This is a genomic window from Streptomyces sp. JLYT201 (assembly GCF_059448825.1).
Genome location: NZ_CM182551.1, coordinates 8,936,639 through 8,960,335, shown reverse-complemented (window position 1 = coordinate 8,960,335; position 23,697 = coordinate 8,936,639). Strand labels below are relative to the sequence as shown.

Below are 23,697 nucleotides of genomic sequence, written 5' to 3'. Positions count from 1 at the left end.
CCCTCCGTGGCCCACCTCACACTCTCCGCGCTGCCCGGCGACGGGCGGCAGGGGCGCGGGCGCCTCGCCGGAGCCACCGTCACGACCGGGCCCGCCACCGGGCCGTTCACCCGGGCCGCGCGGTCCAGGTGAACGGTGGGCCGATGGCAACCGTCCACGCGATGAAGCCGGACCCGACCTTCACCGGCACCGCGTTTCCGCAGGTCACAGGCGTGAGGCCGAAGCGCCCCGGAGGGCACGCACCCCGGCCGCCCGGTGCAGCACGCGGTGCCCGAAGGTCGGGAAGGTCATGCACGTTCGGGCGGCGGTCGCCTCCTCGGCACGGGCGGCGCCCACGCGCTCACGACCGCGCCCGCCTCACCGGCCACGCCCTCCGCCCGGCCTCAGCAGACCGCCCCTGCGCCTCGCCCGCCCCGTCGGCCGGTCCGGCGCGCCCGCAGCGGGGCCCGCCCAGGCACCGCCGGGGCCGGCCGCATTCCCTCACCCACCGTCACGCGTGTGCGGCGGTTCCATGCGGGAGAGCCAGGTCGTGAGCAGTGCTTCGAGCGACGCCGCTTCCTCGGGGGTCAGGAGGCCCACCAACTGGCGTTCGTTGCGCATGTGGTCGGTGAACGCCTCGTCGATCAGTTCGCGTCCGGGACCGGTGAGCGCGACGATGCGGCCGCGCTGGTCGTCGCCGGAGCGGCGCCGGGTGACGAGTCCGGCCCGCTCAAGGCGGTCGATCCGCTTCGTCATCGCCCCGGTGGTGACCATGGTGTGCGCGGCCAGTTCGCCGGGCGCCCGCTCGTAGGGCGCTCCGGCCCGGCGCAGCGCGCACAGCACGTCGAACTCGCCCTCGCCGAGACCGTACTGCCCATAGACGAGGCAGAGCTGCTCGGTGAGCCGGTCGGCCAGGCGGTGCAGCCGGCCGATCACCCCCTGCGGGGTGACGTCGACATCGGGGCGCTCGCGGCGCCAGTCGGCCTGGATGCGGGCCACGCGGTCCCGTGGCTGCTGGTCTTCCCTGCGCACGTCGTCCATCCGCACATACTAGCTTCCCAGGAAGCTATATTGGCTTCCATGGAAGCCAATGCGCGATGGGTGGCACTGACCGCGGTCGCTCCGGTGGCCTGGGGCACGAACTACTTCGTCACGCACGAGTACCTCCCCGCGGACCGCCCGCTCTCGGGGGCCGCGCTGCGCGCGCTGCCCGCGGGCCTCCTGCTCCTCGCCGTGCGCGGGCAGCGGCCGCGCGGCGCGTGGTGGTGGCGCTCCGCCGTGCTCGGCCTGCTCAACGTGAGCGTGTTCTTCGTCCTCGTCTACGTCGCCTCGCAGCTGCTGCCGACGAGCGTCGCCGCCACGGTCATGGCGGTGTCCCCGCTGACGATGATGCTGATCGCCTGGCTCCTGGTGTCCGAGCGCCCCAGCGCCACCCATCTGTCGGGCGCGGCCGTCGGCCTCGCCGGGGTCTGCCTCATGCTGCTCACGGGGGTGGAAGGGGTGAGCGTGCCGGGCGTCCTCACCTCGGCCGCCGCCATGCTGATGTCGTCCTTCGGCTATGTCCTGGCCAAGCGCTGGAGCGCCGACGCCGACGTGCTCGCCTCGACCGCCTGGCAGCTCACCGCCGGAGGCCTCTTCCTGCTCCCGGCGGCCGCCGTCGCGGAGGGCCCGCCCGCCGCGCTCTCCCTTTCGGAGGTCCTCGCGTTCGCCTACGTCGGCCTGATCGCCACGGCCCTGGCCTTCGTCGCCTGGTTCACGGGGCTGCGCCATCTGCCCGCGGGGACGGTGGGCCTGATCGGACTGCTCAACCCCTTCACGGGCGTGCTGCTCGGCACGGCGGTCGCCGCGGAGGTCCTGACCGCGCGGCAACTGGGCGGGCTGGCCCTGGTGCTGGTGGGCGTCGTCCTCGGCAGGCCCGCACGCGCGGGGCGGCGCGACGGCGGCCGGACACGCACGCGCGCCGTCACCGACGAGCGGCCCGGCTCCGGCGAGGACTCCGCGCGCGCTCCCTCTCGGTGCCGCCCCGAGTGAAGGCCGCACCCAGGTCCCCCAGGTCACGCGGTCGGGACGGCGCCCCGTCCGTCGAGGCCGGTGCCGCCGAGGCGGGTCAGCGCGGCGGACAGGGAGGCGACGTCCTCCGTCGCCCACGCGGGCGGGGCGAAGACGTCGGCGGCGACCCGCTCGGCCGTGGCGAGCATCTCCGCCAGGCGTTCGCGGCCCGTGTCGGTCAGCGCGGCGTACGCCACCCGGGCGTCGCGGGCGTTCGCCTCGCGGGTGACGAGGCCGATGCGCTCCAGCGGGGCGAGGCCCCGGGTCACTCCGGACGCGGTCAGGCCGAGCGCCTCGGCCAGGTCCACCCGGCGCATGCGGTCGCCGGGCGCCTGCCCCAGGCGCAGGAGCAGGGTGAAGTCGGCCAGGCTCACGCCGTGCAGGCCGCCCAGGGCCGCGTCGAACCGCTTCACCAGGGCGGTCTGGGCCCGTACGAGACGCAGCGACGCGTCGAGGGCATCAGTCATTGCTTCCTCCTTGACTGCTCAAGCTTAAGGCAAAGCTTGAGCAGTCAAGGATCGGAGCCGGGTCAGGTGCGCTTCTGGGCGGCGGCCCGGCGCTGCCGCTTGCCGAGCGGTGCCTGAGAGAGGTCCTCGGCCTGGGACCGGAGGTTCTTGTAGCCGTAGCCGCGCCGCGCGAGCCACACCTTCGCGGCCGCCTCGGCCTGGTCCGCCGCCTCCAGGATGTCTTCCTCTTCCTCCCCCTCGGCCTGGAAGCGGAAGGTGAAGGCGGGCCGGGCGGCGATGTCGTAGCTGAGGTGCCCCTCGGGCGTGAAGGCGGCGCGCAGCACGTCGTGCTCCGCGGCCCGGGCCAGCAGCTCGGCCCGCTGGCCGGGCGTCAGTCCGTCGAAGACACCACGCACGGTGATGCGAAAGGTACGAGTACTCATCCGGCGACCCTAACCAGCGGGGACGGAGGCGCTCCACCGCGTTTCGGGCGGAGCGACCAGCTCCACCCGGGCGGTCACTCGCCGCCGGAGCTCCGGGCGGTCACGCGTCGCCGGAGCCCCCCGCCGCCTCCATCCGGCGGCGCACCTGGTCCTCCTGGGCCAGGCGCCGCAGGAGTTCGAGTACGGGACCGGAGAGGGCGAGGACGACCACGGCCTGCTCGGCGAGGGCGGGCGAGTCGTCGAAGTCCGCCGCGCGTTCGAGGTCGAGGCGGGCGATCGACCGGGCCAGCTCCCCATAGGCGGCGAGCCGGTCCAGGCGGTAGTTGGCGTCGAGGCGTCTGAGCTCCCGCAGGACCGTCGTCAGCCCCTGGACGTGCGGGGAGTCGTCGGGGACCTGCCAGTCCATGGCGGCGATCAGCTCCGCGGCGTCCGCCTCCGCGGCGGCCTCGGCCGCCGCCTCCCGCTCCTCGTCCCCGGCCGGGGCCTGCGCGACGGGCACCGGGAGGGCGTAGCTGATCGCCTTGAGCGTGCCGTCGGTGCTGTCGGCCCGGTCGACCGCCGCGAGGACGTCGCCGGTGGCGGCGATGGACAGGCCGCCGAGCGTGGTGAGCGCCTTGATCAGGCGCAGCCGCTGGACGTGCTCCTCGCCGTACTCGGCCAGCGTCGCGGCCGTCGCACGGCCCGCGGGCAGCAGCCCCTGGCGCCGGAAGTACTTGATGCTGGCGACCGGTACGCCGGTCCTCTGGCTGAGCTCGGAGATTTTCACGCGGCTTCCTCGACGACGGGGGACGCGTCCCGGCAGCCCCTCACGGCAATTGGACACCACCAACTCGATACTGTCACTATCTAGAGCTGGATACCTCAAGTATCTAGTTACGTAGCGTCAGTGCACTGGAGCGTCCATGCCTTCCCCTCAGCCCTCGTCCGCGCTCCGCAGCCCCCGGCTGTGGATCGGCACGGGCATCATCGTCGCGGTGGTCTCCACCTTGTTCGCCCTGCTCTATGTGGGCGGCAACGTGAACCCCAAGGGCAACCTGCGCGACCTGCCCGTCGCGCTGGTCAACAACGACCGCGGCGCGGGCACGGGCAAGCAGCACCTCAACATCGGCGACCAGGTCGTCTCCGGCATCAAGAAGGCCGCCGCGGACAACGACAGCATCGACTGGCAGGTCCTCAGCCAGGCCGAGGCCGACAAGCGCCTCGGTCAGGGCAAGGTCTACGGCGCGCTCGTCGTGCCCAAGGACTTCACCGCCACGGTCGGCGGGCTCAGCAGCGCGCAGCAGAAGGACCCCGCCGCGCCGACCCTGACCGTCCTGACCAACCAGGCGGCCGGAAGCTTCGGCTCCTCCATGGCGAGCCAGGCCACGCAGAAGGCCGCCCACGCCGCGTCCGCGCAGCTCGGCAAGGAGCTCCTTAGCCGCGCGAGCGAGCAGAAGGCGCCGCTCGCCCCCGCCGCCCGGCTGATGCTCACCGACCCCGTGACCGTCCAGGTCGCCGACGGCCACCCGCTGGAGACGCACAGCGCCATGGGCCTGAGCGCCTTCTACTACGCCCTGGTCCTGCTGGTCTCCGGCATGCTCGCCGCCAACGTGATCCACTCCCAGGTCGACACGGCGCTCGGCTATCTGCACTCCGACTTCGGCCCGTTCCGCCAGCGCAACCCCCTGCGCCGCACCAGCCGCGTGCGCACCCTGGCCATCAACTCGGCCCTGATGCTGGGCCTCTCCGTGGTCATGGGCTCCCTCGTGGAGCTCGCCACGGTCGGCGTCCTCGGCATGGACGCGGACCACCTCGGCCTGCTCTGGCTCTACTCCGTGGGCACCATCGCCGTCGTCGGCCTCAGCGCCCTGGCGCTGCTCGCCGTCTTCGGCACCCCCGGCATGCTGCTCTCGACCATCGTCTTCGTCGCCATGGCCGTCCCGTCCTCCGGCGCCACGGTGCCGCTGGAGGCGCTGCCCGGGTTCTTCCGCGCGCTCGCCGAGTTCGAGCCGCTGCGCCAGCTCACCGGGGGCCTGCGCGCCATCCTGTACTTCGGCGCCCAGGGCGACGCCGGACTGACCCGGGCCTGGATCTCCATGGGCGTCGCCCTGGTCGTCTCCCTGCTCTTCGGCTTCGGCGTGACCCGCCTGTACGACCGCAAGGGCCTGCACCGGGTGCCCGCCGAGCCCGCCAAGGCCACCGAGCCCGCGCCGGAGCCCGCGCCGGCCTGATACCCACCCCACCCACGGCCGGGCCGCGACGGTATGCACCGTCGCGGCCCGGCCTTCGTCATGTCATGCCCGGCGTTCGGCGATCTCCAGGCGCGGCCAGTCCGCGAGGTCCCGCAGGAGCCGGCGGTCGTGCGTGGCGACGACGACGGCCGCGCTCGTCCCCCGGACGGCGTCGGTCAACTCGTCGACCAGCGCCGCCGACAGATGGTTGGTCGGCTCGTCGAACAGCAGCAGACCCGGCCGCGCGGCCAGCGCGAGGGCCAGGTCGAGGCGCCGCCGCTGCCCCTGCGACATCCGCCCGACCGGGGTGCGCAGCGCCTCGGCGTCCAGCAGGCCGAGCGCCTGGAGCGGGACGGCGTCGGCGTCGCGCAGCGTCCCGCCCGCCACGAGCCGCCCCATGTGCCGGGCGTACGCCTCGTGGGCGGTGAGCGCGGGGTCCCGCCCCGCCGTCTCCTGGGTGAGCCGCACGACCCGCGCGCCCCGGGCCGTCCGGACGTACCCCTCCGTGGGCGCGAGCGCACCGGCGAGCACCGCGAGCAGCGTGGACTTCCCTGCGCCGTTCGGCCCGGTGACGAGCAGCCGGTCGCCGCCGTCGACGCTGAGGCCGACCGGGCCCGCGAGCCGTCCTTCGACCGCGACGCCGTGCGCCCGCAGCTGCGGCGCCCCCGGCCGGACGCCCGGGTCGGGCCAGCGCAGCGCCGCGGGCGGCTCCGGTACGTCGATCCGGTGCGCCTCCAGGGCGTCCTGCTGCCGCTTCAGGGCCTGGACGACGCCCGGCGCGCGGGACTGGCGCTGGTGCTTGCCGGTCCCCTTCTCCGGCCGCCAGCCGGTGGAGAGCCGGTCGCGGGCCCTCGACACCGCGTCCTTCAGGCGCCGGTGCTCGGCCTGCTGCTCCTGGTGGTCCTGCTCCCAGCTCTCGCGCTCCCGGCGCCGTGCGCCCTGCCAGGCGTCGTAGCCACCGGCGTACAGGCGCGGCCTCGCGTCCCGGGTCGCGTCGAGGTCGAGGAAGCGGTCGGCGACGTCGCGCAGCAGCGCCCGGTCGTGGCTGACGACGGCGAGGCCCCCGGCGTGCTCGCGCAGCCTGCGGGTCAGGAAGTCCAGGCCGTCGGCGTCGAGGTGGTTGGTCGGCTCGTCGAGGAGCAGGACGTCGTGGTGTGCGCCGAGCAGACAGGCCAGCCGGACCCGGTGGCGCTGCCCGACGGAGAGGGTCGCCAGGGGGCGCTCGCGGTCGGCGGGGGCGCCGAGGGCCTCCAGGGCGACGTCGACGCGGCGTTCGGCGTCCCAGGCGTCGAGCCGGGTGGCGGCGTCGAGCGCGGCGGCGTAGCGGTCGTCGGCGCCGGGGCGGCCCTCGGCCAGGGCATGGGTCGCCCCGTCCAGGGCGGCGAGGGCCGCGAGCGAGGCGGCGAGCGCCTCGGACGTCAGGGTGCCCACGGTCGCGCCGTCGGGTACGGCGAGCTCCTGGCGGGCCAGGCCGATGGTGCCGGCCCGGTGCACGGTGCCCTCGTCGGGCGCGATCAGTCCGGCGAGGACGTGGAGGAGCGTCGTCTTGCCGCGGCCGTTCTCGCCGACGACGGCGAGCCGCGCACGGGCGGGGACGGTGACCGAGACGCCGTGCAGGACGCGCCGGGAGCCGCGCGTGACGGTGACGCCTTCGGCGCGGACGTGTGCGCTGCCGCCCGCCTCGACGGGCAGGGACGGGGTTTCGGGGGTGGGCGTGAGGTTCACGGGGTGCTCCGCAGCTCGCAGGGAGCCGGGCAGCGCACAGCGGCCGCCCGGCGGGAACCGGGACGGCGAGCGCGGATTCAGCAGGAGGAAGGCGCCGCCGTCAGCGGGCGGAGCGGACCTTCTGCGACCAGATGCCTCGTGCCATGTCGATCACGGTAGCAAGGGCGGCGCTCCGGTTCATCCGAGTTTCCGCCGGTCGTGGCGCGACCCTCGCGGCCACGCCGCACAAAACCGGTGAACGGCTGTGGTGGGGCGGGCCCACCGCCCTGCACCCTGGTCGCTGGATCGCCGCACCGGGACGGCGGCAGGCGGAGAGGCAGGCACATGGGGCAGGCATTCGGTTCCTACCAGAACGAGATCTACCTCGAGGGGCTCGGCGGGGTCGTCCCGCGCTTCCCGATGGACTTCGCCGGGTGGGAGGCCAGGGCCCGGGCGGCGCTGCCGCCTTCCGTGTGGTCGTACGTCGCGGGTGGGGCGGGGGACGAGCGCACCCAGCGCGTCAACGTCACCGCGTTCGACGGCTGGGGGCTCGTCCCGCGCATGCTCGTCGGCGCCGCGGAGCGCGATCTGTCCGTCGAGTTGTTCGGGACGACGCTGCCCTCGCCCGCGCTCATGGCGCCCATAGGCGTGCTCGGTCTGTGCGCGCAGGACGGGCACGGTGACGTGGCCACCGCACGGGCGTCCGCCCGCACCGGCGTGCCGATGATCGCCTCGACGCTGTCCGTCGACCCCATGGAGGACGTGGCCGCCGCGCTCGGGGACACGCCCGGCTTCTTCCAGCTCTACACGCCGAGCGACCGGGACCTGGCGGAGAGCCTGGTCCGCCGCGCGGAGTCGGCCGGGTTCCAGGGCATCGTGGTCACCCTCGACACCTGGGTGACGGGCTGGCGTCCGCGCGACCTGAGCGTCAGCAACTTCCCCCAGCTGCGCGGCCACTGCCTCGCCAACTACTTCTCGGACCCGGTCTTCCGCGCGCAGCTGAAGCGGCCGCCGGAGGAGGCCCCGCAGGAGGCCGTCCTCAACTGGGTGCGCGTCTTCCCCCATCCGCTCACCTGGGCGGACCTGCCGTGGCTGCGTTCGCTGACCGAGCTGCCGCTGATCCTCAAGGGCCTCTGCCACCCCGACGACGTGCGCCGGGCCAAGGACGGCGGGGCGGACGCCGTCTACTGTTCCAACCACGGCGGCCGCCAGGCCAACGGCGGGCTGCCCGCCCTGGACGCGCTGCCCGGCGTGGTGGAGGCCGCCGACGGACTGCCGGTGCTCTTCGACTCCGGCGTCCGCAGCGGCGCGGACATCGTCAAGGCGCTCGCCCTGGGCGCCACCGCCGTCGGCATCGGCCGCCCCTACGCCTACGGGCTCGCCCTCGGCGGCACCGACGGCATCGTCCACGTGCTCCGCTCGCTCCTCGCCGAGACCGATCTGATCATGGCCGTCGACGGCTATCCGACGCTCGGCGACCTCACGCCGCAAGCGCTCCACCGCGTGGCGTGACGCGACCGCGTGTCGAGCCGGGGAAGCGGGGTACTGGGGTTCTCACGCCGTCTCGACGACGAAACCGCGGTCGCGTCGAGCAAGGCGGCTCCACGTCCGGCGGCCCGCGCCGCCGGACGCCCTTCCCCGACGACACAGCCAGTACGCCGCCCCCGGACCAGCCGGTACGGCACCACACCGACGGGCGCATACTGGGACATATCCGCACATTGGAGGACCCAATGATCGCGATCGGCCTCGTTCTGCTCGTCATCGGCCTGGTGACCGGCGTCTCGATCCTCTGGACGCTCGGCGTCGTCCTCGTCGCCGTAGGCGCCGTTCTCTGGCTCCTCGGCGCCGTCGGACACGCGGTGGGCGGACGACGTCACTACTGGTAGCAGCGCACCGCACGGCCGCCGCGCGCTCCCCCGGGCCGCGGCGGCGCCCGCCCCGGCCCCCGAGGGAACCGTCATGCAGCGCACCGCAGTCGTCGACGAGTCGTACTGGCTGACCACGACACCCGAGACCCGCTACCCGGCCCCCGACACCGATCTGACGGCGGACGTCGCGGTCGTCGGCGGCGGCATCGCCGGGCTCTGCACGGCGTGGGAGCTCACCCGCTCCGGCCTCGACGTGGTCCTCCTGGAGGCGGACCGCATCGCCGCGGGCGTGAGCGGGCACACGACCGCCAAGCTCAGCGCCGCGCACGGCCTGCGCTACGCGCGCCTGGAGGCCGAGCACAGCGCCGACGACGCCCGCCTCTACGCCCTCTCCCAGCAGGAAGCCGTCGAGCGGACCGCCGCCCTGTGCGCGGACCTCGGCATCGACGCGGACCTGGAAGGCGCCCCCGCCTTCACCTATCTGCGCGACCCCGAGCGCGTCCACGAGCTCCGCGAGGAGGCCGCCGCGGCGCGGCGGGCCGGGCTCGACGCCTCCTTCGTGACCGACACCGAACTGCCCTTCGCCATCGCGGGCGCGGTCCGCGTCGAGGGCCAACTCCAGTTCCATCCGCGGAAGTTCCTCCTCGCCCTGGCCGAGCACCTCACCGGGGCCGGCGGCCGCGTCTTCGAGCGCGCCCGGGTCACCGGCCTCCACGACGGCCACCGGTGCCGCCTGACCACCGAGGCCGGCGGCACCGTGCGGGCGCGCGACGTGGTCATCGCCACGCACTACCCGGTCTTCGACCGCACCCTGCTCTTCACCCGGCTCACCCCCCGCCGGGAGCTGGTGCTCGCCGCACCCGTGCCGTCGGCCGCGGCCCCCACGGGCATGTACCTCACGCCGGAGGACGGGGTCCGCTCACTGCGCAGCGCGCCGTACGACCAGGAGCGGCGCCTGGCCATCGTCACCGGGGAGTCCTTCACGCCGGGAACGGGCGACGTGCGGGAGCGGTACGCCCGGCTCGACGCCTGGGCCCGCGCCCACGTGCCGCACTTCGCCCGGGCGGACACCGGCTACCGCTGGGCGGCGCAGGACAACGACTCGCTGGACCACCTGCCCTACGTCGGCCACGCCCATCCCGGCACCCAGCACGTCTACGTGGCCACCGGCTTCGGCGGCTGGGGCATGAGCAACGGCGTCATGGCGGGCGGGCTGCTCACGGCCCACATCACCGGCGGGCCCCGCCCCGCCTGGACCGACCTGTACGACCCGCGCCGGCTGCCGGCGGTCCGCGACACGGGCAGGCTCGCCGCCCAGCAGGCGGCCGTGGCCAAGCACTTCGTCGGGGACCGGCTGCACACCGCACACGTCGACTCGATCGCGGACATCCCGCCCGGCAGCGGAGCCGTCGTACGCCTGGACGGCCACCGGTGCGCCGTCCACCGCGACGCGAGCGGACAGGTCAGCGCGGTCTCCGCGCGCTGCACCCACCTCGGCTGCCTGGTGCACTTCAACAACGCGGAACAGGCCTGGGAATGCCCCTGCCACGGCTCCCGCTTCGCGACGGACGGCTCGGTCCTGCACGGCCCCGCCACCCGCCCCCTCGAACCGCGCGGGATTCCGGGCCCGCCCGCCTGACGGCCCTCGCCCGGAGTCCGGGCCGCTCGCACGCCGTCCCGGCGAAAGGTTGTACGCGACGCACGTGGCGATCACCACGGTGATGAAGATGCGGTGAAGACCGTAAGGTCACTTCGTTCACATCTATCGCCGGGCAGCGCTCGCGTCCCGGCACCATCCGTGGGGGACTTGTCATGCAACACCGCACTCGCATCGCCGTGTTCGGCTCCGTGCTCGCCGCGGCCGCCGTGGGCTTCACCGCCCCCGGGGCCCTCGCCGCCGCCCCCGAGGGCATCTCGATCACGAACGTCACGGTGAACGACGGCAAGCCGGTCGTGCTCGGCACCACCGCCGGCAAGACCTTCAAGGTCTCGGTGACGGCGAGCACCGACTCCGCGATCACCGAGTCCGACATCACCCTGTTCGGCCCGAACTCGAACGTGGCGCAGCCGCAGACCACCCCCAAGTGCACCACCGAGGGCACGAAGGCGACCTGCACGGGGACGTTCACGATCGACCCCGACGTCGACTTCTACGACAACACGCCCGCGGGCACGTGGTACGTCAACCCGCTGCTGGTCTCCGACACCGACAGCATCTACGCGGAGAAGGCCGGGAAGTTCAAGCTCCAGCGCGAGTCGAAGCTGACGGTCGACGCCTCGCCCGAGCCGATCAAGAAGGGCAAGACGCTGACCGTGACCGGCGCCCTGACCCGCGCCAACTGGGAGACCCACAAGTACTCCGGCTACAGCGGCCAGTCGGTGACCCTGGAGTACAAGAAGAAGGGCGCCAGCGCCTACTCCGCGGTGAAGACCGTCAAGACCGACAACAAGGGCAACCTGAAGACCACGGTCAAGGCCTCGGCCGACGGCTACTACCGCTACAGCTTCGCGGGGACCTCCACCGCCGGCTCCGTCGCGGCCGCCGGTGACTACGTCGACGTGCGCTGATCACTTCGCCGTGATCGCCGTGCCCTGAGCACGGGGTGAGCGGCGGGCGCGCGGGGCACGCCGCGCGCCCGCCGCGCCGTTTCACAGGGTCGGCCGCTCCTGAGCCCACGGAGCGGCCGATTCCAGTTGTCCGGCGAGCGCGAGCAGCAGCCCCTCGCTGCCGAGCGGCCCGCCGAACTGCACCCCCAGGGGCAGGCCCTCGGGCGTGCGGTACAGCGGGACCGACATGGCGGGGCGGCCCGTGACGTTGGCGAGCTGGGTGAAGGGGTTGGGCGCGAGGTTCTGGACGACGGCCTGCTTCCACAGCCTGGTCTTGCTGAGCCTGCCCGCCACCCCCGCCTTGAGCAGCGCCTTGCCGACCTGCCGGGTCAGCCAGGGCGTGTCGAGCTCGCCGATCCGCACCGGCGGCCGGGCGAGCGTCGGCGTGAGCAGCACGTCGTACGTCTCGTGGAACGCGGTCAGTTGACGGGCGTAGGTGTTCCAGCGGGCGTGCCGCACCGAGTGCTCGACGGCGCCGACCGCGCGGCCCGCGGCCGCGAGGAGGTGGGTGTCGAGCTCGAACCGGTCGTCGCCCGCGCCGGTGTGGTGCTTCAGCTCCGCCAGCGTCGCGGCGTTCTCCACCGCGTACATGGTCATGAAGTCGTCGGCCATGCGCAGGCCGTCGACGGCGGGCTCCGCCTCCTCCACGTCGTGGCCGAGTGCGGTCAGGAGCTTGACCGCCACGTCGACGGCTTCGACCGCCTCGCGCGCCACGGGGGTCCCGATCGGCGAGCGGGTGCTCACACCGACGCGCAGCTTCGGCGGTGTGCGCCGGGCCAGTTCGGCGTACGGCGCCTCGGGGCGGGCCGCGAGATAGGGGCCGCCCGGGTCGGGGAGGGCGGTGAGCACGTCGAGCAGGGCCGCGCTGTCGCGCACCGTGCGGGAGACGACGCCGTCGCTGGCCGCGCCCGCGAGCAGCTCCCCGTGCGCGGGACCTGCGGGCACCAGGCCACGCCCCGGCTTGAGGCCGAAGAGGCCGCAGCACGCTGCGGGTATGCGGATCGAGCCGCCGCCGTCGTTGGCGCCCGCGGCCGGGACGATGCCCGCGGCGACGGCGGCCGCGGAGCCGCCGGACGAGCCGCCCGGGGTGTGGCCGAGGTTCCACGGGTTGCGGGTCGCGCCGCCCGCCTCGGGTTCGGTGATGCTCTTGATGCCGAACTCGGGGGTGTTCGTCTGCCCGAACACGACGAGCCCGGCGTCGAGCCACCGCCGCACGGCCTCGCTGTGGCGCGCCGCGACGAGCCCCGCGGCCGCGCGGGAGCCGCGCCCCGTGGGCCGCCCTTCGTAGTCCTGCATCAAGTCCTTGATCAGGAACGGGACTCCGGCGAAGGGGCCCGTGAGCTCGCCCGCGGCGCGCTCGCGCGCGATGCTCAGCATCGGGCGGACGATGGCGTTGATCTTCCCGTTGACGGCCTCGGCGCGCGCGAGTGCCGCGTCGAGGAGCTCGGCCGGTGACGCGTCGCCCCGCGCCACCACCTCGGCGAGCCCGACCGCGTCGTACTGCTTGTAGTCCTCGTAGTCCACCGCGCACCCCACCTGACTCGGCGTCATAGATCCCCGGGAGGTTAGATCGTCCGCGCCGTGGGCGGCAACGGGGCCCCGCAGGCCCCGGCACGAAGGCGGTGGCTCCGCGCGTCAGCCGGGCACGCCCATGCGCTGCGTGCCGATCACCGAGAGCAGCCGCAGCGCCTCCTCCGACGGCGAGCCGGGGACGGCACTGTAGACGAGGACCCGCTGGTCCCGGTCGGTGAGGTCCAGGACGTCGCCGCGTACGGGGACGGGCCCGACGAGGGGGTGTGCGAAGGTCCCGCAGAACGTGGGCCGGTCGGCCACGTCGTGCGCGGCCCACAGGCGGGCGAACTCCTCGCTGCCCGCGAGGAGTTCGTCGACCAGGCCCCGCACCTCGGCGTCGTCGGGGTAGCGGGCCGCGGCGGCGCGCAGGTGCCGGGCCGCGGTCCGGGCGAAGTCGTCCGCGTCCGAGAGGCCGTACAGCCTGCGGCCGTGCCGGTGCGGGCCGAGGTAGGCGCGCCGGACGAGGTTCCGGTCCCGGCGCGGGAGCGCGGAGAAGTCCTCCATCAGGGCGGCCGCGAGGTCGTTCCAGGCGAGGACCTCGTACGTCGCCGACAGGACGACCGCCGCCGCGTCCGGCATCCGCCGCAGCAGGTCGACGATGCTCGGCCGCACCTCCCGCGACGGCCCCGGCGGCTCCGGCGGGGCCCCGGCGAGCCGCAGCAGGTGGTCGCGCTCGGCCTCCGTCAGCCGCAGCGCGCGGGTGAGTTGGGCGAGGACCTCCCGCGACGGGTGCGGGGCGCGGCCCTGTTCGAGGCGCGCGTAGTACTCGGCCGAGATGAACGCGAGCTGCGCCACCTCCTCGCGGCGCAGCCCCGGGGTGCGGCGGCGCGGCCCCGCGGGCAGCCCCACGTCGGCGGGGGTGATGCGCTCCCGCCTGCTGCGCAGGAAGTCGGCGAGCTCTCGTCGTTCACGTTGATCCACACGTCCAGTGTGGACGGTCGGCCAGGTGCTCATCCAGGCACTGTCAGTGCCTGGATGAGCGGGACGGGCGGCAGCAGGCTCGTCGGCATGAACGACACATCGATGACCTCCACCACCACCGCGGGCCTGCTCACCGGCAAGGTCGCCCTCGTCACCGGCGCCGGGCGCGGCATCGGCGCCGCGGCGGCCCGTCTCTTCGCCCGGGAGGGCGCCCGGGTGGTCCTCGCGGCCCGCACGGAGACCGAGCTGAAGGCGGTGACCGAGGAGATCGTGGCGGCCGGCGGCACCGCGGCGCACGTGGTGTGCGACCTGGTGGACCCGGCGAGCGTCCGCGCCGCCGTCGACCGGTGCGTGGAGCTGTACGGCCGGCTCGACGCGGCCTTCAACAACGGCGCGGCGGGGCAGCGGCCCGGCCCGATGGACCAGCTCCCTCAGGCCGACTTCGACCACGTCTGCGCCGTGAACCTCAAGGGCCCGTGGCTGGCCATGAACGCCGAGATCGCCGCCATCCGCGCCACCGCGGGGCGCGGCGCCGTCGTCAACACCTCCAGCGTCGGCAGCCTGATGGCCAACCCCGCGCTGCCCGTGTACGCCGCGACGAAGGGCGCCCTCAACAGCCTGACCGCGTCGGCGGCCGCCACGTACGGCCCCGAGGGCATCCGCGTCAACGCCATCGCGCCCGGCACCACGCTCACCGAGATGCTCCTGGAGTGGGACGCGGAGTCCCCCGGCACCATCGAGCAGCTCAACGCCGCGACCCCGCTGGGCCGTGCCGCCGCCCCGGAGGAGATCGCCGAGGCCGCCGCCTGGCTCCTCAGCGACCGCTCCTCCTACGTCACCGGCACGGTCCTGCGGGTCGACGGCGGCATGCGGGCCTGAACCACCGCCCGCCCGGGGCGGCTACGCGCGGTCCGCCGCGGCCCGGGGGCCGTGGTCGCGCCTGCCGCGCCGGTGGGCGATCTCGCCCAGGAGGACGTCGACCGCGATGAACGCGGCCAGCGGGATGCCGAGCAGCGGCACGAAGTAGCCGAGCACCGCGATCGCCGCCATCAGCGGGACCAGGACGTACGCCGGGACGTGCTGCCAGGCGCCGCGCGGCAGCGGGCGGCCGAACGCATGGCCGCTGCCGCGCAGCCACCACATCCGGTAGCCCCACACGATCAGCAGGACCAGGGCGAGGGCGAGGACGGCGAGGGCGATCTGGTTCGCGAGGCCGAAGAGGGTGCCGGAGTGCGCGTCGATGCCCCAGCGGGTCAGCTTGGCGAGGACCGGGAAGTCGTCGAACCGCAGCACGTCGGTGACCTCACCGGTCTTCGCGTCGACGGCGACGGAGTCCTGCTTCTCGGGCCAGCTGCGCTGGATCTGCTTGACGACGTAGCCGGAGGAGGCGTCGGCGGGCGGGACGATCTCCACCGGGTCGGTGAGGCCCTCGGCACGGGCGGCCTTCAGGACGGTGTCGAGCCCGATGTCGCCGGCGCCGCCGGACCCGCCGGTCGCGCCGCTGCCGCCGCCGTGTCCGGCGTGCTCGCCGGCTCCCGCCCCGGCCGCGCTCGCCGACACCGCGGGCGTCGTCTGGCCGAGGGCCTCGCGCAGGTCACCGATGCTCTCACCCGCGTACGTCGACCAGGTCAGGCCCGTGGCGGACAGGAAGAAGAGGCCTCCGGCCGCCCACACGCCCACCGAGCCGTGCAGCGAGAGCAGGCGCCGACGGCCCGTCGTGCCCCGCAGCCCGCGCCGGGCCCGGCGGCGCCCGAACCACAGCACGACGCCGCCGCCCGCGATCACCCACAGCCAGCTCGCGGCGAGTTCGCTGTACAGCCGGCCGGTCTCGCCCAGGTGCAGATCGCGGTGGAGACCGGAGATCCAGGTGCGCAGCGGCAGCGAGCCGCTGGAGCCGTAGCTCTCCTCGGCGCCGCGCACCTCGCCGTTGTACGGGTTGACGAACACGGCGAGGGTGCGGTCCTCGGCGACGCCCGGCACCCCGGAGAGCAGCACGCGGGTCGTCGCGCCGTCCTCCGCCGAGGGCCGCACCGCGGCGACCGTCCCCTCGGGGTGGGCCTTGCGGGCCGCGGCGACCTGCCGCTCGATGGGCAGCTCCCGGTCCCCCACGGGCACCGTCAGCTGATCGGCGTACACGACCTTCTCCGCCGTGTACGAGGCGGCGTACAGGAATCCCGTCGCGGCGGCCACGAGCAGGAAGGGGGCGATGAGCACCCCGGCGTAGAAGTGCAGCCGCAGGACCAGCGGGCGCAGCGTGGACCACACGGACGGCCGCGGGGCGGGCGCCGCCGTGGCGGCGGGCCGCCCGTCGGGCGGTGCGGGGGCAGGGGGTCGGGCGGACATGTCGTGCTCTCCTGGTGCCGGTCGGTGGTACGAGGTGCTCCGGTGCTGACCGGACCGGTCCATGGGTCGAGCGGCGTGCAGGGCGAGTTCCCGGATGCCTATGTGATCTATGACACTCCCGTGCGGTTCTGCGGTACGACAACACCGCACGTCATCGGCACGGGCGGGTGACACGGTCCCTCCCCTTCCGCTCGACCGGGAGGCGCCCATACCCTTGCTGACCTCAGGCGCGAGCGCGGGCCCGGCCCTCCGCAGGGAATCAGCTTGTGAACAGGGGTGGTTCGCAGGGTGAAATCCGCGCGACGATGGGGCGCATGACGGCGGCGCAACGTGCCATGACCCAGCTGGAGTCATGGCCGAACCTCGTGAGCGGCTCCCCTCGGTGCGCGGTGGGACGTTCCTTCGGCACACCGGGCACACCCGCGCGAGCGGGCTACGAACTGGTCCACTTCCACTGCGACGACGCCGCGGACGTCTGCCTCACCCGCGCCGCCGTCGACCGGCTGCGGCCACAGCTGAGACACAGCTCCGCGATCCGGGTGCGGCCCGGGGCGTCGTGGATCACGGTGCTGCTCGACTGCGACATGGACATCGCGCTCCTGCTCACGCTGGTCAGCGTCGGGCTCAAGGCGCACGACGACGCGCTGGCCGTGCTCCGGGGACAGGAGCAGCGGGGCCGGTCGGCCGACTGCCCCTCTCCCCCGTGCGACTGGGAGGCCCGCGCCCAGCCCGTGGCCCACGCCCCGCTCGCGCCGGTGGCGGCCCCGCCGCCCGTCGAGAGCCGCCGCGGCCTGCGCGCGACGTGGCGGGCGGTCGGGCGGCTCATCCCGCACGGCCACTGAGCCGCGCGGCGTCGCCCTACGCGTTCTCCTTCTTCTCCTTCTTCTCCTTCCGTGCCCGCCACGCGGGCGCGAGCACCGACCAGATCTCCTCGTCGTGCCGCACGCCCCGGTACAGATAGCTCTCCTTGAGCACGCCGTCGCGCGTCATGCCGAGCCGCCGTGCCACGGCGATGCTCGGCGCGTTGCCGGACGAGACCCACCACTCCACGCGGTGGATGCCGCGCTCCTCCACGGCCCAGTCGATGAGGACGCGCGCGGCGCGGGTCACCAGGCCCTTGCCCGCCGCCGACGGCTCCAGCCAGCAGCCCGCCTCCGCGGTGCCCTGCCCGACGTCCATCCGGCGCAGGATGACGGCGCCGACGAGCCTGCCGTCCCAGTGGATGCCGCAGATCCGCCCGGCGTCGGCGGCGGCCTTGTCCGCGTACGCCTGGAGGTAGGCACGGCTCGACGCGAGGTCGGTGATGATGTCCGGCAGGCCGTTGTGCCGCCCGATGAACTCCCGTCCCCGGTCCACGTGCGCCAGGAACTCCTCGGCCTGCCAAGGCTCCAGCGGGCGCAGCTCCGCGCCGTCGTCGCCCAGGGATATCGCGTACATCGTCATCTTCTGCCTCCGGTGGTGAGGAGCGAGAGGTCCAGCGCGTCCGCGATGGCCTCGAAGCCCGCGTCGTTGACGTGCAGGCCGTCGCCGCTGCCCAGGTCCGGGTGGATGCGCTCCGGGTCCCGCGGGTCGGCGACCGCGGCCGCGGTGTCGACGTAGGCGTCGTAGGGGCTGTCCGCGCCGCGGATCCAGGCGTTGACCTCGCGGGCGACGGCCTGGCCCGCCGGGCTGTCGTAGCCGTCGAAGATCGTGCCCTTGTAGGGGCCGATGGTGGTGGCGATCGCGGTGAGCCCCGCCGCGTGCAGCCGGTCGGCGAGGGTCGTCAGGCCCGCGATGAGTTCGTCGGCGGTGGGCGGGGCCGCGGGCTCGGGGTGGGCGAGCTGGCCGGGCGTGCCCAGGTCGTTCACGCCGAGGTGGACCAGGACGCGGGTGACCCCGGGCACGGAGAGCACGTCGCGCTCGAGGCGGTTCAGGGCGCTGTCGCCGACCTCGTCGGTGAGCAGGCGGTTGGCGGACAGGCCTTGGTTGACCACCCAGCCCGCGCCCTCCGGGAGCCGCGCGTTCAGCAGGTCGGTGAGGCGGCGGTCGGTGTCGGGCGTGCTGCCGAAGCCCTCGATCCAGGAGTCGCCGAACGCCACGGTGACGGGCGTCCCGGCCGGGGCGAGGACGTCGACGCCGGTGAGGTAGTGCCGGGTCACCAGGAGTTCCAGGCCCTCGGCGCTGTCGAGGGACGCGGTGGCCAGGGCGTTCCCGGGGACGGCGTAGCCGGTGGTGTTGGGGACGGCCGCGTAGGTGCTCGGGCCGGTCTCCTCGGGCAGATACAGGCTCAGTGCCCACTCTTCGCCCGCGTGCACCGCGCGCTCGACGGCGTCGCTGATCACTTCCGCGCCCGGCGCGACGACGACCTCGGTGGCGCCGTCGAACAGCACGGGGGTGTCGGTCGCGGTGTCGACGGCGCTGTGCCGGGTGCGCCGCGCGAGGCGGGCGCCCGCGACGCGCAGCGGGGTCGTGCCGTACTGGTTGCTCAGGCGTATGCGCAGGGCGCTGCCGCCACCGGCGACACGGATGACCTGACGGACGGTCTGGTCGGCGAAACCACGGCGTTCGAAGAGCTCGATGGACTCGTAGGGGCTGAGGACCGCGGAGCGGAAGGCGGCGGTCCAGGCCGTCTGCGAGGCGGACGGGGCGAGCGGGGCGGGCGTGTGTGCCGTGGATCGGGGGGTGTGCGGTGCCGGTCTCTCTGCGTTCATGATCGACTGAACCGGAGGGGGCGGGGAGATATTTCCGGCCACGCCACGTGTCCGCTGCTCGTGCGGCTCGCACCCCTGGTAGCGCTCGAACCGGGAAAGGCTCGCCCCCTTCCCCGCAGGCCTCCGTCCACACAACCCGTTCGTATGATCGTCGGTGACTCCTTGATCCGTCCGGCTGTTGGGTACGACGAGGGGGCCGGAGCAGCCGGTCCGCCGGGTCGGTTGGGTCCCCTCGGCCGGACGAGGCAAGGAGCAGGTTGTGAACGGCAGTCGCGTGAGGAAACTGTCCCGCTGGACGCTGGTGGCCGCGGTCGCCGTCGGGCCGGTCATCGTGTCGGCCGGTGCGGCGCACGCCGACGAGACGCACCGCGACTCGCACAACGCGCCGGTGGTGGCACTGGTCAACACCGGTCAGATCGACGACCCGATGGAGGACGTCCTGGAGCACACCCTGAACTTCGGGGACGGCTACAGGTGGGACTGACGCCTCACGAGCAGCGCCCCGCAGGGGCGCGGGGAACCGCGCGACCGGCCACGACGGGCCCGCGGACGCCCGGCAGCACGGTGCGGCGGATCCAGCGAAGCGCCTAGGTGACGCGCTGCGCGTCAGGGCCGGACGGCAACGCCGTCCGGCCTCCGCGTTCCCCGGCGGCGTCACGGGCGGCCCGCCCCGTCGTCGGCGCCGTCCGGTGGGCCCGCTCCACCGCCTGCCCCCAGTACGTGCCCACGACCATCAGCCCCGCGCCGAGCGCGGCGAACGGAGTGAAGCGCTCGCCCCCGAGGCCGATGCCGACCGCGACGGCCCACACCGGCTCGGTGCCGAGCAGCAGACTGGCCCGGCTCGCCGAGCTGTGCTGCACCGCCCACGTCTGCGCGAGGAACGCGAACACGCTGCAGAACAGGGCGAGATACACCAGCTGCCCCCACACGGCGGCGTCCGCCGAGCCCAGCGCGGGCAGCCCGGGCACGGCGGGCACCGCGAACACCGCGGAGCCGACGACGGTCTGGACCGCGGTGAGGTGCAGCGGCCGCACCGCGCGGCCCGCCGTCAACCGCCCCACCAGAGCCACGTGCGCCGCCCGCACCACCGCGGCCGCCAGCATCAACAGGTCGCCGCCGCGCAGCCCGTGGAAGCCGCTGCCGGACATCAGAAGCCCGACGGCCACCAGGCACACCCCGGCTGCGGCGAAGAAGCGCGGCGGCAGCCGCCCCGCGCCCGACGCGCGGTCGAGGAACGGCGTGAGCACGATGGTGAGGCTGATGATCAGGCCCGCGTTGGCCGCGCTGGTGTGCGCGACGCCGTACGTCTCCAGGAGCAGGACGGCCGCCTGGGTGAGCCCGAGGAGCCCGCCGGCCGTCCACTCGTCCCGGGTGAAGCGCCGGTCCCGGCGCCGCACGGCGACCAGCGTCAGGCAGACGGTCGCGGACAGCGCGTACCGCGCGCACAGCACCACCAGGACGGGCAGCACGTCGACGGCCGTCTTGGCGGCGAGGTAGCTGGAGCCCCACACGAGGGCGACGAGCAGCAGGACGGCGTCGGCGCGACGGGCCGGGAAACCGGGGTTCTGGGACACCCCGCACACGCTGCCCGCTCGTGATGTTGAAGCCAAGAGCGTGCTTCTTCAGCAACAGTGAAGCATCGCTACATCGTTGCCTACGATGGGCCGATGAACGAGCGGCAGCTACGGATCCTGCGGGAACTCGGCGAGCTCGGCAGCGTCACCGCGGCCGCCGAGGCGCTCCTGATGACGCCCTCGGCGGTGTCCCAGCAACTGCGTCTGCTCCAGCGCGCGATCCCCGTGCCCCTCACCGAACGCGCCGGGCGGCGCCTCGTCCTCACCGACGCCGGGCAGGCCCTGGCCGACGCGGCGGCCGGCGTGGAGAGCGCGCTCGCCCACGCCCGGCACACCATCGACGCGTTCCTCAACGAGCCGGACGGGCCGGTGTCCGTGGCCGCCTTCCACAGCGCGGCCGGGGCGCTCTTCCCGCTGCTGCTGCGCGATCTGGCGGGCCCCGGCAGCCCCCGGCTCGCCCTCGCCGACGAGGACGTGGCGCAGGACCGCTTCCCGCTGCTCACCCGGGACTACGACCTCGTCCTCGCCCACCGCCTCGACCCCGCACCGCCGTGGCCGCGCTCGGTCACCGCCACCACGCTGCTGCGCGAACCCCTGGACGTGGCCCTGCCGGTGGACCATCCGCTGGCCGCCAAGCGCCGCCTCACGCCGCACGACGTGGCGGACCAGCCCTGGATCACGGTGCACGACGGCTTCCCGCTGCTCGCCACCATCGACGCCATCGCCACGGCCGCCAACCGGCGCCTCGACATCGTGCACCGGGTCAACGAGTTCACGGTGGTCGCCGAGGCCGTCGCCGCGGGCGGCGGCCTGGCCCTGATGCCCCGCTGGACCACGCGCCCGCACCCGACGCTGACCCTCAAACCGCTCAGCGGCGTCCATGCCCGGCGCCACATCGACGTGCTCCACCGGCCCGAACGCGCGGCGCGCGGTGCCGTGCGCACGGTGCTCGCCGCGCTGCGCCGCGCCGCCGCGACCGTCCGCGACCGCGACGCCGCGCGGGCTCCCCACCGGCCCGCGCACGGTCCGGCCGGGTCCGGCGAATCCCCGTAAGCGGCACGATCTTGGCTGATATACGCTGCCGCTACTTTCATGGCAGCCATCCCGGGGGGGAACTTTTCCATGACTCTGCAGTCCCGCGCGCTTCTGGGGAGCGCGCTCGCACCCGTACTCGCCCTCGCCGTCGCCGCGCCGAGCGCGCACGCGGCGCCGCCGCAGGCGGCACCCAAGGCCGCCGAGGCCGCTCCGCGCGGGCTCGTGGGCCCCTGGACGGCGCCCGTGGCCCTGCCCGGCGTCTCCCAGGTCCACGACCTCAAGACGAACCGCGGCGGCACCGTCGTCGGCCTGTTCACCCAGGACGGCAAGCGCGTGGTCGCCCTCAGACCCGCGGGCAGCACGGTCTGGCAGCCCGCCCGGCCCGCGGAGAAGGGCTCACTGCACCGCACCGACGATGGCGCGATCTCGCTCCTGACGTGGGAGGAGCCCGGTGCCGACGGCCCCGGCGGGCTGCGCGTCTCCCGGCTCGGCCCGGACGCCACCGCCTTCGGCCCGGCCGAGACCGTGCCGACCGGCGGCCCGGCGCACTCCCCCGTCGCGGCCGCCAACGCGGCGGGCCGCGCGGCCGTCGCGTGGATGGACGGCGACCGCCGCCTGACGGTCGTGGAGCGGTCGGGCCCGGGCGGACAGTGGACCGCTCCGGTCACCCTCGACCAGCTGCCCGAGCCGATCGAGCGGCCGGACAACTCCTACGACTACCGGGTGCGCGACCTGCGCCTCGCCGTGGCCGACGACGGTGCCGTCGGGGTGGTCTGGGGCGGCAACAGCTTCTACGACGGCGACGGCGTCGACCACGACCCGACCGCGCACAAGTGGCACTACAAGTACCTGGAGAAGCCCGCGGGGTCCGGCTCCTGGAGCGCGCCGCGCGATCTGCCGCAGCTCGGCGAGCACCCCGACCAGGTCACGTTCGCCGCCCACCCCAAGGGCGGCTTCCACCTGTTGTCCCACGGCGCGTACGCCCGCAAGCCCGCCGGAGCGGACTGGGGCACCACCCAGGCCACCGGGGTCGGCGGGGACCCCACTCGCCCGGCCGAGGCGTACACGGCCCCGAACGGTGACGTCACCGTCGTCGGCGGCGGTCCCCGCGTGGCGACGCTGCGCGCCGCCACGGGCCGGTGGACCGAACCACGCCTGCTCGACAGCAACGTGGCCGACGACTCGGTGAGCAGCGCCCGGACCGCGACCGGCGCGCTCGTCATCACGTACGCGCGCAAGCGGTACGCCTCCGGCTCCGTGGCCCGTGTGGACTTCGTCGCGCAGACCTTCGGCGACCACGGCGTCTCCAAGCCGCGGATCCTGAGCGGGACCGCCGACGGCCGCTCCAGCAGCGGGCGCGTGACCGCCGACGGCCAGGGCCGCCCCGTGGCCGTGTGGACCGAGGCCCAGGGCCGCGACGGCCGGCAGACGTTCACCGCCACCACGGGCGAGCGCGCCCGGCCCCTGTGGCACGACTACGCCGACGACGCCAAGGCGGACCTGATCGGCCTGTCCACCACCGGCGCGCTCAACCTGTTCACTCAGGACGGCTCGCCGCGCCCCTTCCAGCTGCGGACCTGGCCGGAGAAGACCCGCCTCGTGCCCTTCGGCGACTTCGACGGCGACCGCTGCAACGACGTGGTCGCCCGGATGCCCGACGGCGAGACCCGGCTCTACACCCCGGTCTGCGGCGGCATGCCGCTGCCCGAGTCGCCGTACAAGAAGCTCGCGCGCGACTGGAGCACGTACGACACGCTCCTCGCCTCCGGCGACCAGACCGGTGACGGGCGCCCGGACCTGCTGGCCCGCGACAAGGCCACCGGGCACGTCTACCTGTACGCGCACGACGGCCGGGACGGCTTCGCGCCGCGGGTGAAGATCCGCTCGTCGTGGACCGGCTACCGGCGCCTCATCGGCGCGGGCGACCTGGGCGGCGACGGCATCGGCGACGTCCTCGCCCTCGACGGGTCCGGTGCGCTGTGGCGCTACGACGGCACCCGCACCGGCCGCCTCGAGGACCGCGTCCGGGTCTTCAAGGACTGGGGCGCCTCCTACAAGGACGTCATCGGCGCCGGTGACGTCAACGGCGACGGCAAGCACGACCTGGTCTCCCGCGACACGTCCCACCGCCTGTGGCTGAACGCGGGCAACGGCAGGGGTTCCTTCGCCAACCGCACCCGGATCGGCGACAAGCCGTACTGGAAGCAGTGGGCGTCGATCGGCTAGGCGCGCGCCGCCCGGGCCCCCGGCGGG

The 23,697-nt window shown here is 74.4% G+C and carries 23 protein-coding genes; 12 read left to right on the top strand and 11 right to left on the bottom strand.

The annotated features are described in order from the left end of the window. The first annotated feature begins 6 nt into the window (after window positions 1-6). Window positions 7-132 carry a hypothetical protein gene (locus AC5WAM_RS38155; protein ID WP_495520415.1) on the top strand — a complete coding sequence of 42 codons (126 nt, stop codon included), beginning with the start codon at window positions 7-9 and terminating at the stop codon, window positions 130-132. A 348-nt stretch (window positions 133-480) separates the two neighbouring features. Here AC5WAM_RS38155 and AC5WAM_RS38150 read toward each other — a convergent pair whose 3' ends face one another. Beyond that, window positions 481-1,020, bottom strand: a complete 540-nt coding sequence (locus AC5WAM_RS38150) for a MarR family winged helix-turn-helix transcriptional regulator (RefSeq protein ID WP_366792457.1) — start codon at window positions 1,018-1,020, stop codon at window positions 481-483. Window positions 1,021-1,059: 39 nt separating this feature from the next. On the opposite strand from AC5WAM_RS38150, the gene AC5WAM_RS38145 reads away from it, so the two are divergent. Further along, a complete protein-coding gene (locus tag AC5WAM_RS38145; protein WP_495520414.1) occupies window positions 1,060-2,010 on the top strand; it encodes an EamA family transporter in 951 nt (316 codons plus the stop codon). Between the two features lie 23 nt (window positions 2,011-2,033). On the opposite strand, the gene AC5WAM_RS38140 is transcribed toward AC5WAM_RS38145, so the two are convergent. The 3 genes from AC5WAM_RS38140 to AC5WAM_RS38130 all read right to left on the bottom strand — a co-directional run bounded on the left by AC5WAM_RS38140 (window position 2,034) and on the right by AC5WAM_RS38130 (window position 3,683). Next, on the bottom strand, window positions 2,034-2,495 hold the full coding sequence (locus tag AC5WAM_RS38140; RefSeq protein ID WP_495520413.1) for a MarR family winged helix-turn-helix transcriptional regulator: 462 nt from the start codon (window positions 2,493-2,495) through the stop codon (window positions 2,034-2,036). 62 nt (window positions 2,496-2,557) lie between these two features. Next, window positions 2,558-2,917 (bottom strand): DUF6204 family protein, encoded by a 360-nt coding sequence (locus tag AC5WAM_RS38135; protein ID WP_495520412.1) that lies wholly within the window; start codon window positions 2,915-2,917, stop codon window positions 2,558-2,560. A gap of 100 nt (window positions 2,918-3,017) precedes the next feature. Then, a complete protein-coding gene (locus AC5WAM_RS38130; RefSeq protein WP_366792453.1) occupies window positions 3,018-3,683 on the bottom strand; it encodes a MerR family transcriptional regulator in 666 nt (221 codons plus the stop codon). A 136-nt stretch (window positions 3,684-3,819) separates the two neighbouring features. Here AC5WAM_RS38130 and AC5WAM_RS38125 point away from each other — a divergent pair, with 136 nt between their 5' ends. Further along, on the top strand, window positions 3,820-5,127 hold the full coding sequence (locus tag AC5WAM_RS38125) for a YhgE/Pip domain-containing protein (protein ID WP_495520411.1): 1,308 nt from the start codon (window positions 3,820-3,822) through the stop codon (window positions 5,125-5,127). 63 nt (window positions 5,128-5,190) lie between these two features. On the opposite strand, the gene AC5WAM_RS38120 is transcribed toward AC5WAM_RS38125, so the two are convergent. After that, a complete protein-coding gene (locus AC5WAM_RS38120) occupies window positions 5,191-6,852 on the bottom strand; it encodes an ATP-binding cassette domain-containing protein (RefSeq protein WP_495520410.1) in 1,662 nt (553 codons plus the stop codon). 324 nt (window positions 6,853-7,176) lie between these two features. On the opposite strand from AC5WAM_RS38120, the gene AC5WAM_RS38115 reads away from it, so the two are divergent. From AC5WAM_RS38115 to AC5WAM_RS38100, 4 genes are all read left to right on the top strand, one after another. Next, a complete protein-coding gene (locus tag AC5WAM_RS38115; RefSeq protein WP_495520409.1) occupies window positions 7,177-8,343 on the top strand; it encodes a lactate 2-monooxygenase in 1,167 nt (388 codons plus the stop codon). Window positions 8,344-8,564: 221 nt separating this feature from the next. Next, on the top strand, window positions 8,565-8,720 hold the full coding sequence (locus AC5WAM_RS38110; protein WP_366792449.1) for a DUF6131 family protein: 156 nt from the start codon (window positions 8,565-8,567) through the stop codon (window positions 8,718-8,720). A 73-nt stretch (window positions 8,721-8,793) separates the two neighbouring features. Then, entirely contained in the window at window positions 8,794-10,341 is a 1,548-nt protein-coding gene (locus AC5WAM_RS38105) for an FAD-dependent oxidoreductase (protein ID WP_495520408.1), read from the top strand. Window positions 10,342-10,514: 173 nt separating this feature from the next. Then, window positions 10,515-11,270 (top strand): calcium-binding protein, encoded by a 756-nt coding sequence (locus AC5WAM_RS38100; RefSeq protein ID WP_366792446.1) that lies wholly within the window; start codon window positions 10,515-10,517, stop codon window positions 11,268-11,270. A gap of 81 nt (window positions 11,271-11,351) precedes the next feature. On the opposite strand, the gene AC5WAM_RS38095 is transcribed toward AC5WAM_RS38100, so the two are convergent. Both AC5WAM_RS38095 and AC5WAM_RS38090 read right to left on the bottom strand, forming a co-directional pair. Further along, window positions 11,352-12,860, bottom strand: coding sequence for an amidase (locus tag AC5WAM_RS38095; protein ID WP_495520407.1), 1,509 nt, complete (start codon window positions 12,858-12,860; stop codon window positions 11,352-11,354). Window positions 12,861-12,944: 84 nt separating this feature from the next. Beyond that, a complete protein-coding gene (locus AC5WAM_RS38090) occupies window positions 12,945-13,802 on the bottom strand; it encodes a helix-turn-helix transcriptional regulator (RefSeq protein WP_366792444.1) in 858 nt (285 codons plus the stop codon). A gap of 87 nt (window positions 13,803-13,889) precedes the next feature. On the opposite strand from AC5WAM_RS38090, the gene AC5WAM_RS38085 reads away from it, so the two are divergent. Beyond that, window positions 13,890-14,681, top strand: coding sequence for an SDR family NAD(P)-dependent oxidoreductase (locus AC5WAM_RS38085; RefSeq protein WP_495520406.1), 792 nt, complete (start codon window positions 13,890-13,892; stop codon window positions 14,679-14,681). A gap of 21 nt (window positions 14,682-14,702) precedes the next feature. Here AC5WAM_RS38085 and AC5WAM_RS38080 read toward each other — a convergent pair whose 3' ends face one another. Further along, a complete protein-coding gene (locus AC5WAM_RS38080) occupies window positions 14,703-16,145 on the bottom strand; it encodes a PepSY-associated TM helix domain-containing protein (RefSeq protein ID WP_366792442.1) in 1,443 nt (480 codons plus the stop codon). 314 nt (window positions 16,146-16,459) lie between these two features. Between AC5WAM_RS38080 and AC5WAM_RS38075 the strand changes: the two genes are divergently transcribed. Beyond that, on the top strand, window positions 16,460-16,987 hold the full coding sequence (locus AC5WAM_RS38075; protein WP_366792441.1) for a luciferase domain-containing protein: 528 nt from the start codon (window positions 16,460-16,462) through the stop codon (window positions 16,985-16,987). A 16-nt stretch (window positions 16,988-17,003) separates the two neighbouring features. Here AC5WAM_RS38075 and AC5WAM_RS38070 read toward each other — a convergent pair whose 3' ends face one another. Together AC5WAM_RS38070 and AC5WAM_RS38065 are read right to left on the bottom strand one after the other, a co-directional pair. Beyond that, window positions 17,004-17,582 carry a GNAT family N-acetyltransferase gene (locus AC5WAM_RS38070; protein ID WP_495523738.1) on the bottom strand — a complete coding sequence of 193 codons (579 nt, stop codon included), beginning with the start codon at window positions 17,580-17,582 and terminating at the stop codon, window positions 17,004-17,006. Between the two features lie 2 nt (window positions 17,583-17,584). Beyond that, window positions 17,585-18,835 (bottom strand): GDSL-type esterase/lipase family protein, encoded by a 1,251-nt coding sequence (locus AC5WAM_RS38065; RefSeq protein WP_495520405.1) that lies wholly within the window; start codon window positions 18,833-18,835, stop codon window positions 17,585-17,587. Window positions 18,836-19,109: 274 nt separating this feature from the next. Between AC5WAM_RS38065 and AC5WAM_RS38060 the strand changes: the two genes are divergently transcribed. Further along, window positions 19,110-19,319 carry a hypothetical protein gene (locus AC5WAM_RS38060; protein WP_495523737.1) on the top strand — a complete coding sequence of 70 codons (210 nt, stop codon included), beginning with the start codon at window positions 19,110-19,112 and terminating at the stop codon, window positions 19,317-19,319. Between the two features lie 103 nt (window positions 19,320-19,422). Here the strand turns inward: AC5WAM_RS38060 and AC5WAM_RS38055 are convergent, their stop codons facing one another. Beyond that, on the bottom strand, window positions 19,423-20,409 hold the full coding sequence (locus AC5WAM_RS38055; protein ID WP_495520404.1) for a DMT family transporter: 987 nt from the start codon (window positions 20,407-20,409) through the stop codon (window positions 19,423-19,425). Window positions 20,410-20,502: 93 nt separating this feature from the next. Here AC5WAM_RS38055 and AC5WAM_RS38050 point away from each other — a divergent pair, with 93 nt between their 5' ends. Beyond that, a complete protein-coding gene (locus tag AC5WAM_RS38050; protein ID WP_495520403.1) occupies window positions 20,503-21,462 on the top strand; it encodes a LysR family transcriptional regulator in 960 nt (319 codons plus the stop codon). Window positions 21,463-21,531: 69 nt separating this feature from the next. Next, the gene (locus tag AC5WAM_RS38045; RefSeq protein ID WP_495520402.1) at window positions 21,532-23,670 is read left to right on the top strand and encodes an FG-GAP repeat domain-containing protein; all 2,139 of its coding nucleotides are present in this window, start codon (window positions 21,532-21,534) and stop codon (window positions 23,668-23,670) included. Window positions 23,671-23,697: the final 27 nt, after the last annotated feature.

Excerpts from the sequence above, each read along its gene's own strand:
- AC5WAM_RS38150 (WP_366792457.1), bottom strand. The coding sequence starts at position 1,020 with ATGGACGACGTGCGCAGGGAAGACCAGCAGCCACGGGACCGCGTGGCC.
- AC5WAM_RS38145 (WP_495520414.1), top strand. The coding sequence starts at position 1,060 with ATGGAAGCCAATGCGCGATGGGTGGCACTGACCGCGGTCGCTCCGGTG.
- AC5WAM_RS38140 (WP_495520413.1), bottom strand. The coding sequence starts at position 2,495 with ATGACTGATGCCCTCGACGCGTCGCTGCGTCTCGTACGGGCCCAGACC.
- AC5WAM_RS38135 (WP_495520412.1), bottom strand. The coding sequence starts at position 2,917 with ATGAGTACTCGTACCTTTCGCATCACCGTGCGTGGTGTCTTCGACGGA.
- AC5WAM_RS38125 (WP_495520411.1), top strand. The coding sequence starts at position 3,820 with ATGCCTTCCCCTCAGCCCTCGTCCGCGCTCCGCAGCCCCCGGCTGTGG.
- AC5WAM_RS38115 (WP_495520409.1), top strand. The coding sequence starts at position 7,177 with ATGGGGCAGGCATTCGGTTCCTACCAGAACGAGATCTACCTCGAGGGG.
- AC5WAM_RS38110 (WP_366792449.1), top strand. The coding sequence starts at position 8,565 with ATGATCGCGATCGGCCTCGTTCTGCTCGTCATCGGCCTGGTGACCGGC.
- AC5WAM_RS38105 (WP_495520408.1), top strand. The coding sequence starts at position 8,794 with ATGCAGCGCACCGCAGTCGTCGACGAGTCGTACTGGCTGACCACGACA.
- AC5WAM_RS38100 (WP_366792446.1), top strand. The coding sequence starts at position 10,515 with ATGCAACACCGCACTCGCATCGCCGTGTTCGGCTCCGTGCTCGCCGCG.
- AC5WAM_RS38095 (WP_495520407.1), bottom strand. The coding sequence starts at position 12,860 with ATGACGCCGAGTCAGGTGGGGTGCGCGGTGGACTACGAGGACTACAAG.
- AC5WAM_RS38085 (WP_495520406.1), top strand. The coding sequence starts at position 13,890 with ATGAACGACACATCGATGACCTCCACCACCACCGCGGGCCTGCTCACC.
- AC5WAM_RS38080 (WP_366792442.1), bottom strand. The coding sequence starts at position 16,145 with ATGTCCGCCCGACCCCCTGCCCCCGCACCGCCCGACGGGCGGCCCGCC.
- AC5WAM_RS38075 (WP_366792441.1), top strand. The coding sequence starts at position 16,460 with ATGACGGCGGCGCAACGTGCCATGACCCAGCTGGAGTCATGGCCGAAC.
- AC5WAM_RS38070 (WP_495523738.1), bottom strand. The coding sequence starts at position 17,582 with ATGTACGCGATATCCCTGGGCGACGACGGCGCGGAGCTGCGCCCGCTG.
- AC5WAM_RS38065 (WP_495520405.1), bottom strand. The coding sequence starts at position 18,835 with ATGAACGCAGAGAGACCGGCACCGCACACCCCCCGATCCACGGCACAC.
- AC5WAM_RS38050 (WP_495520403.1), top strand. The coding sequence starts at position 20,503 with ATGAACGAGCGGCAGCTACGGATCCTGCGGGAACTCGGCGAGCTCGGC.
- AC5WAM_RS38045 (WP_495520402.1), top strand. The coding sequence starts at position 21,532 with ATGACTCTGCAGTCCCGCGCGCTTCTGGGGAGCGCGCTCGCACCCGTA.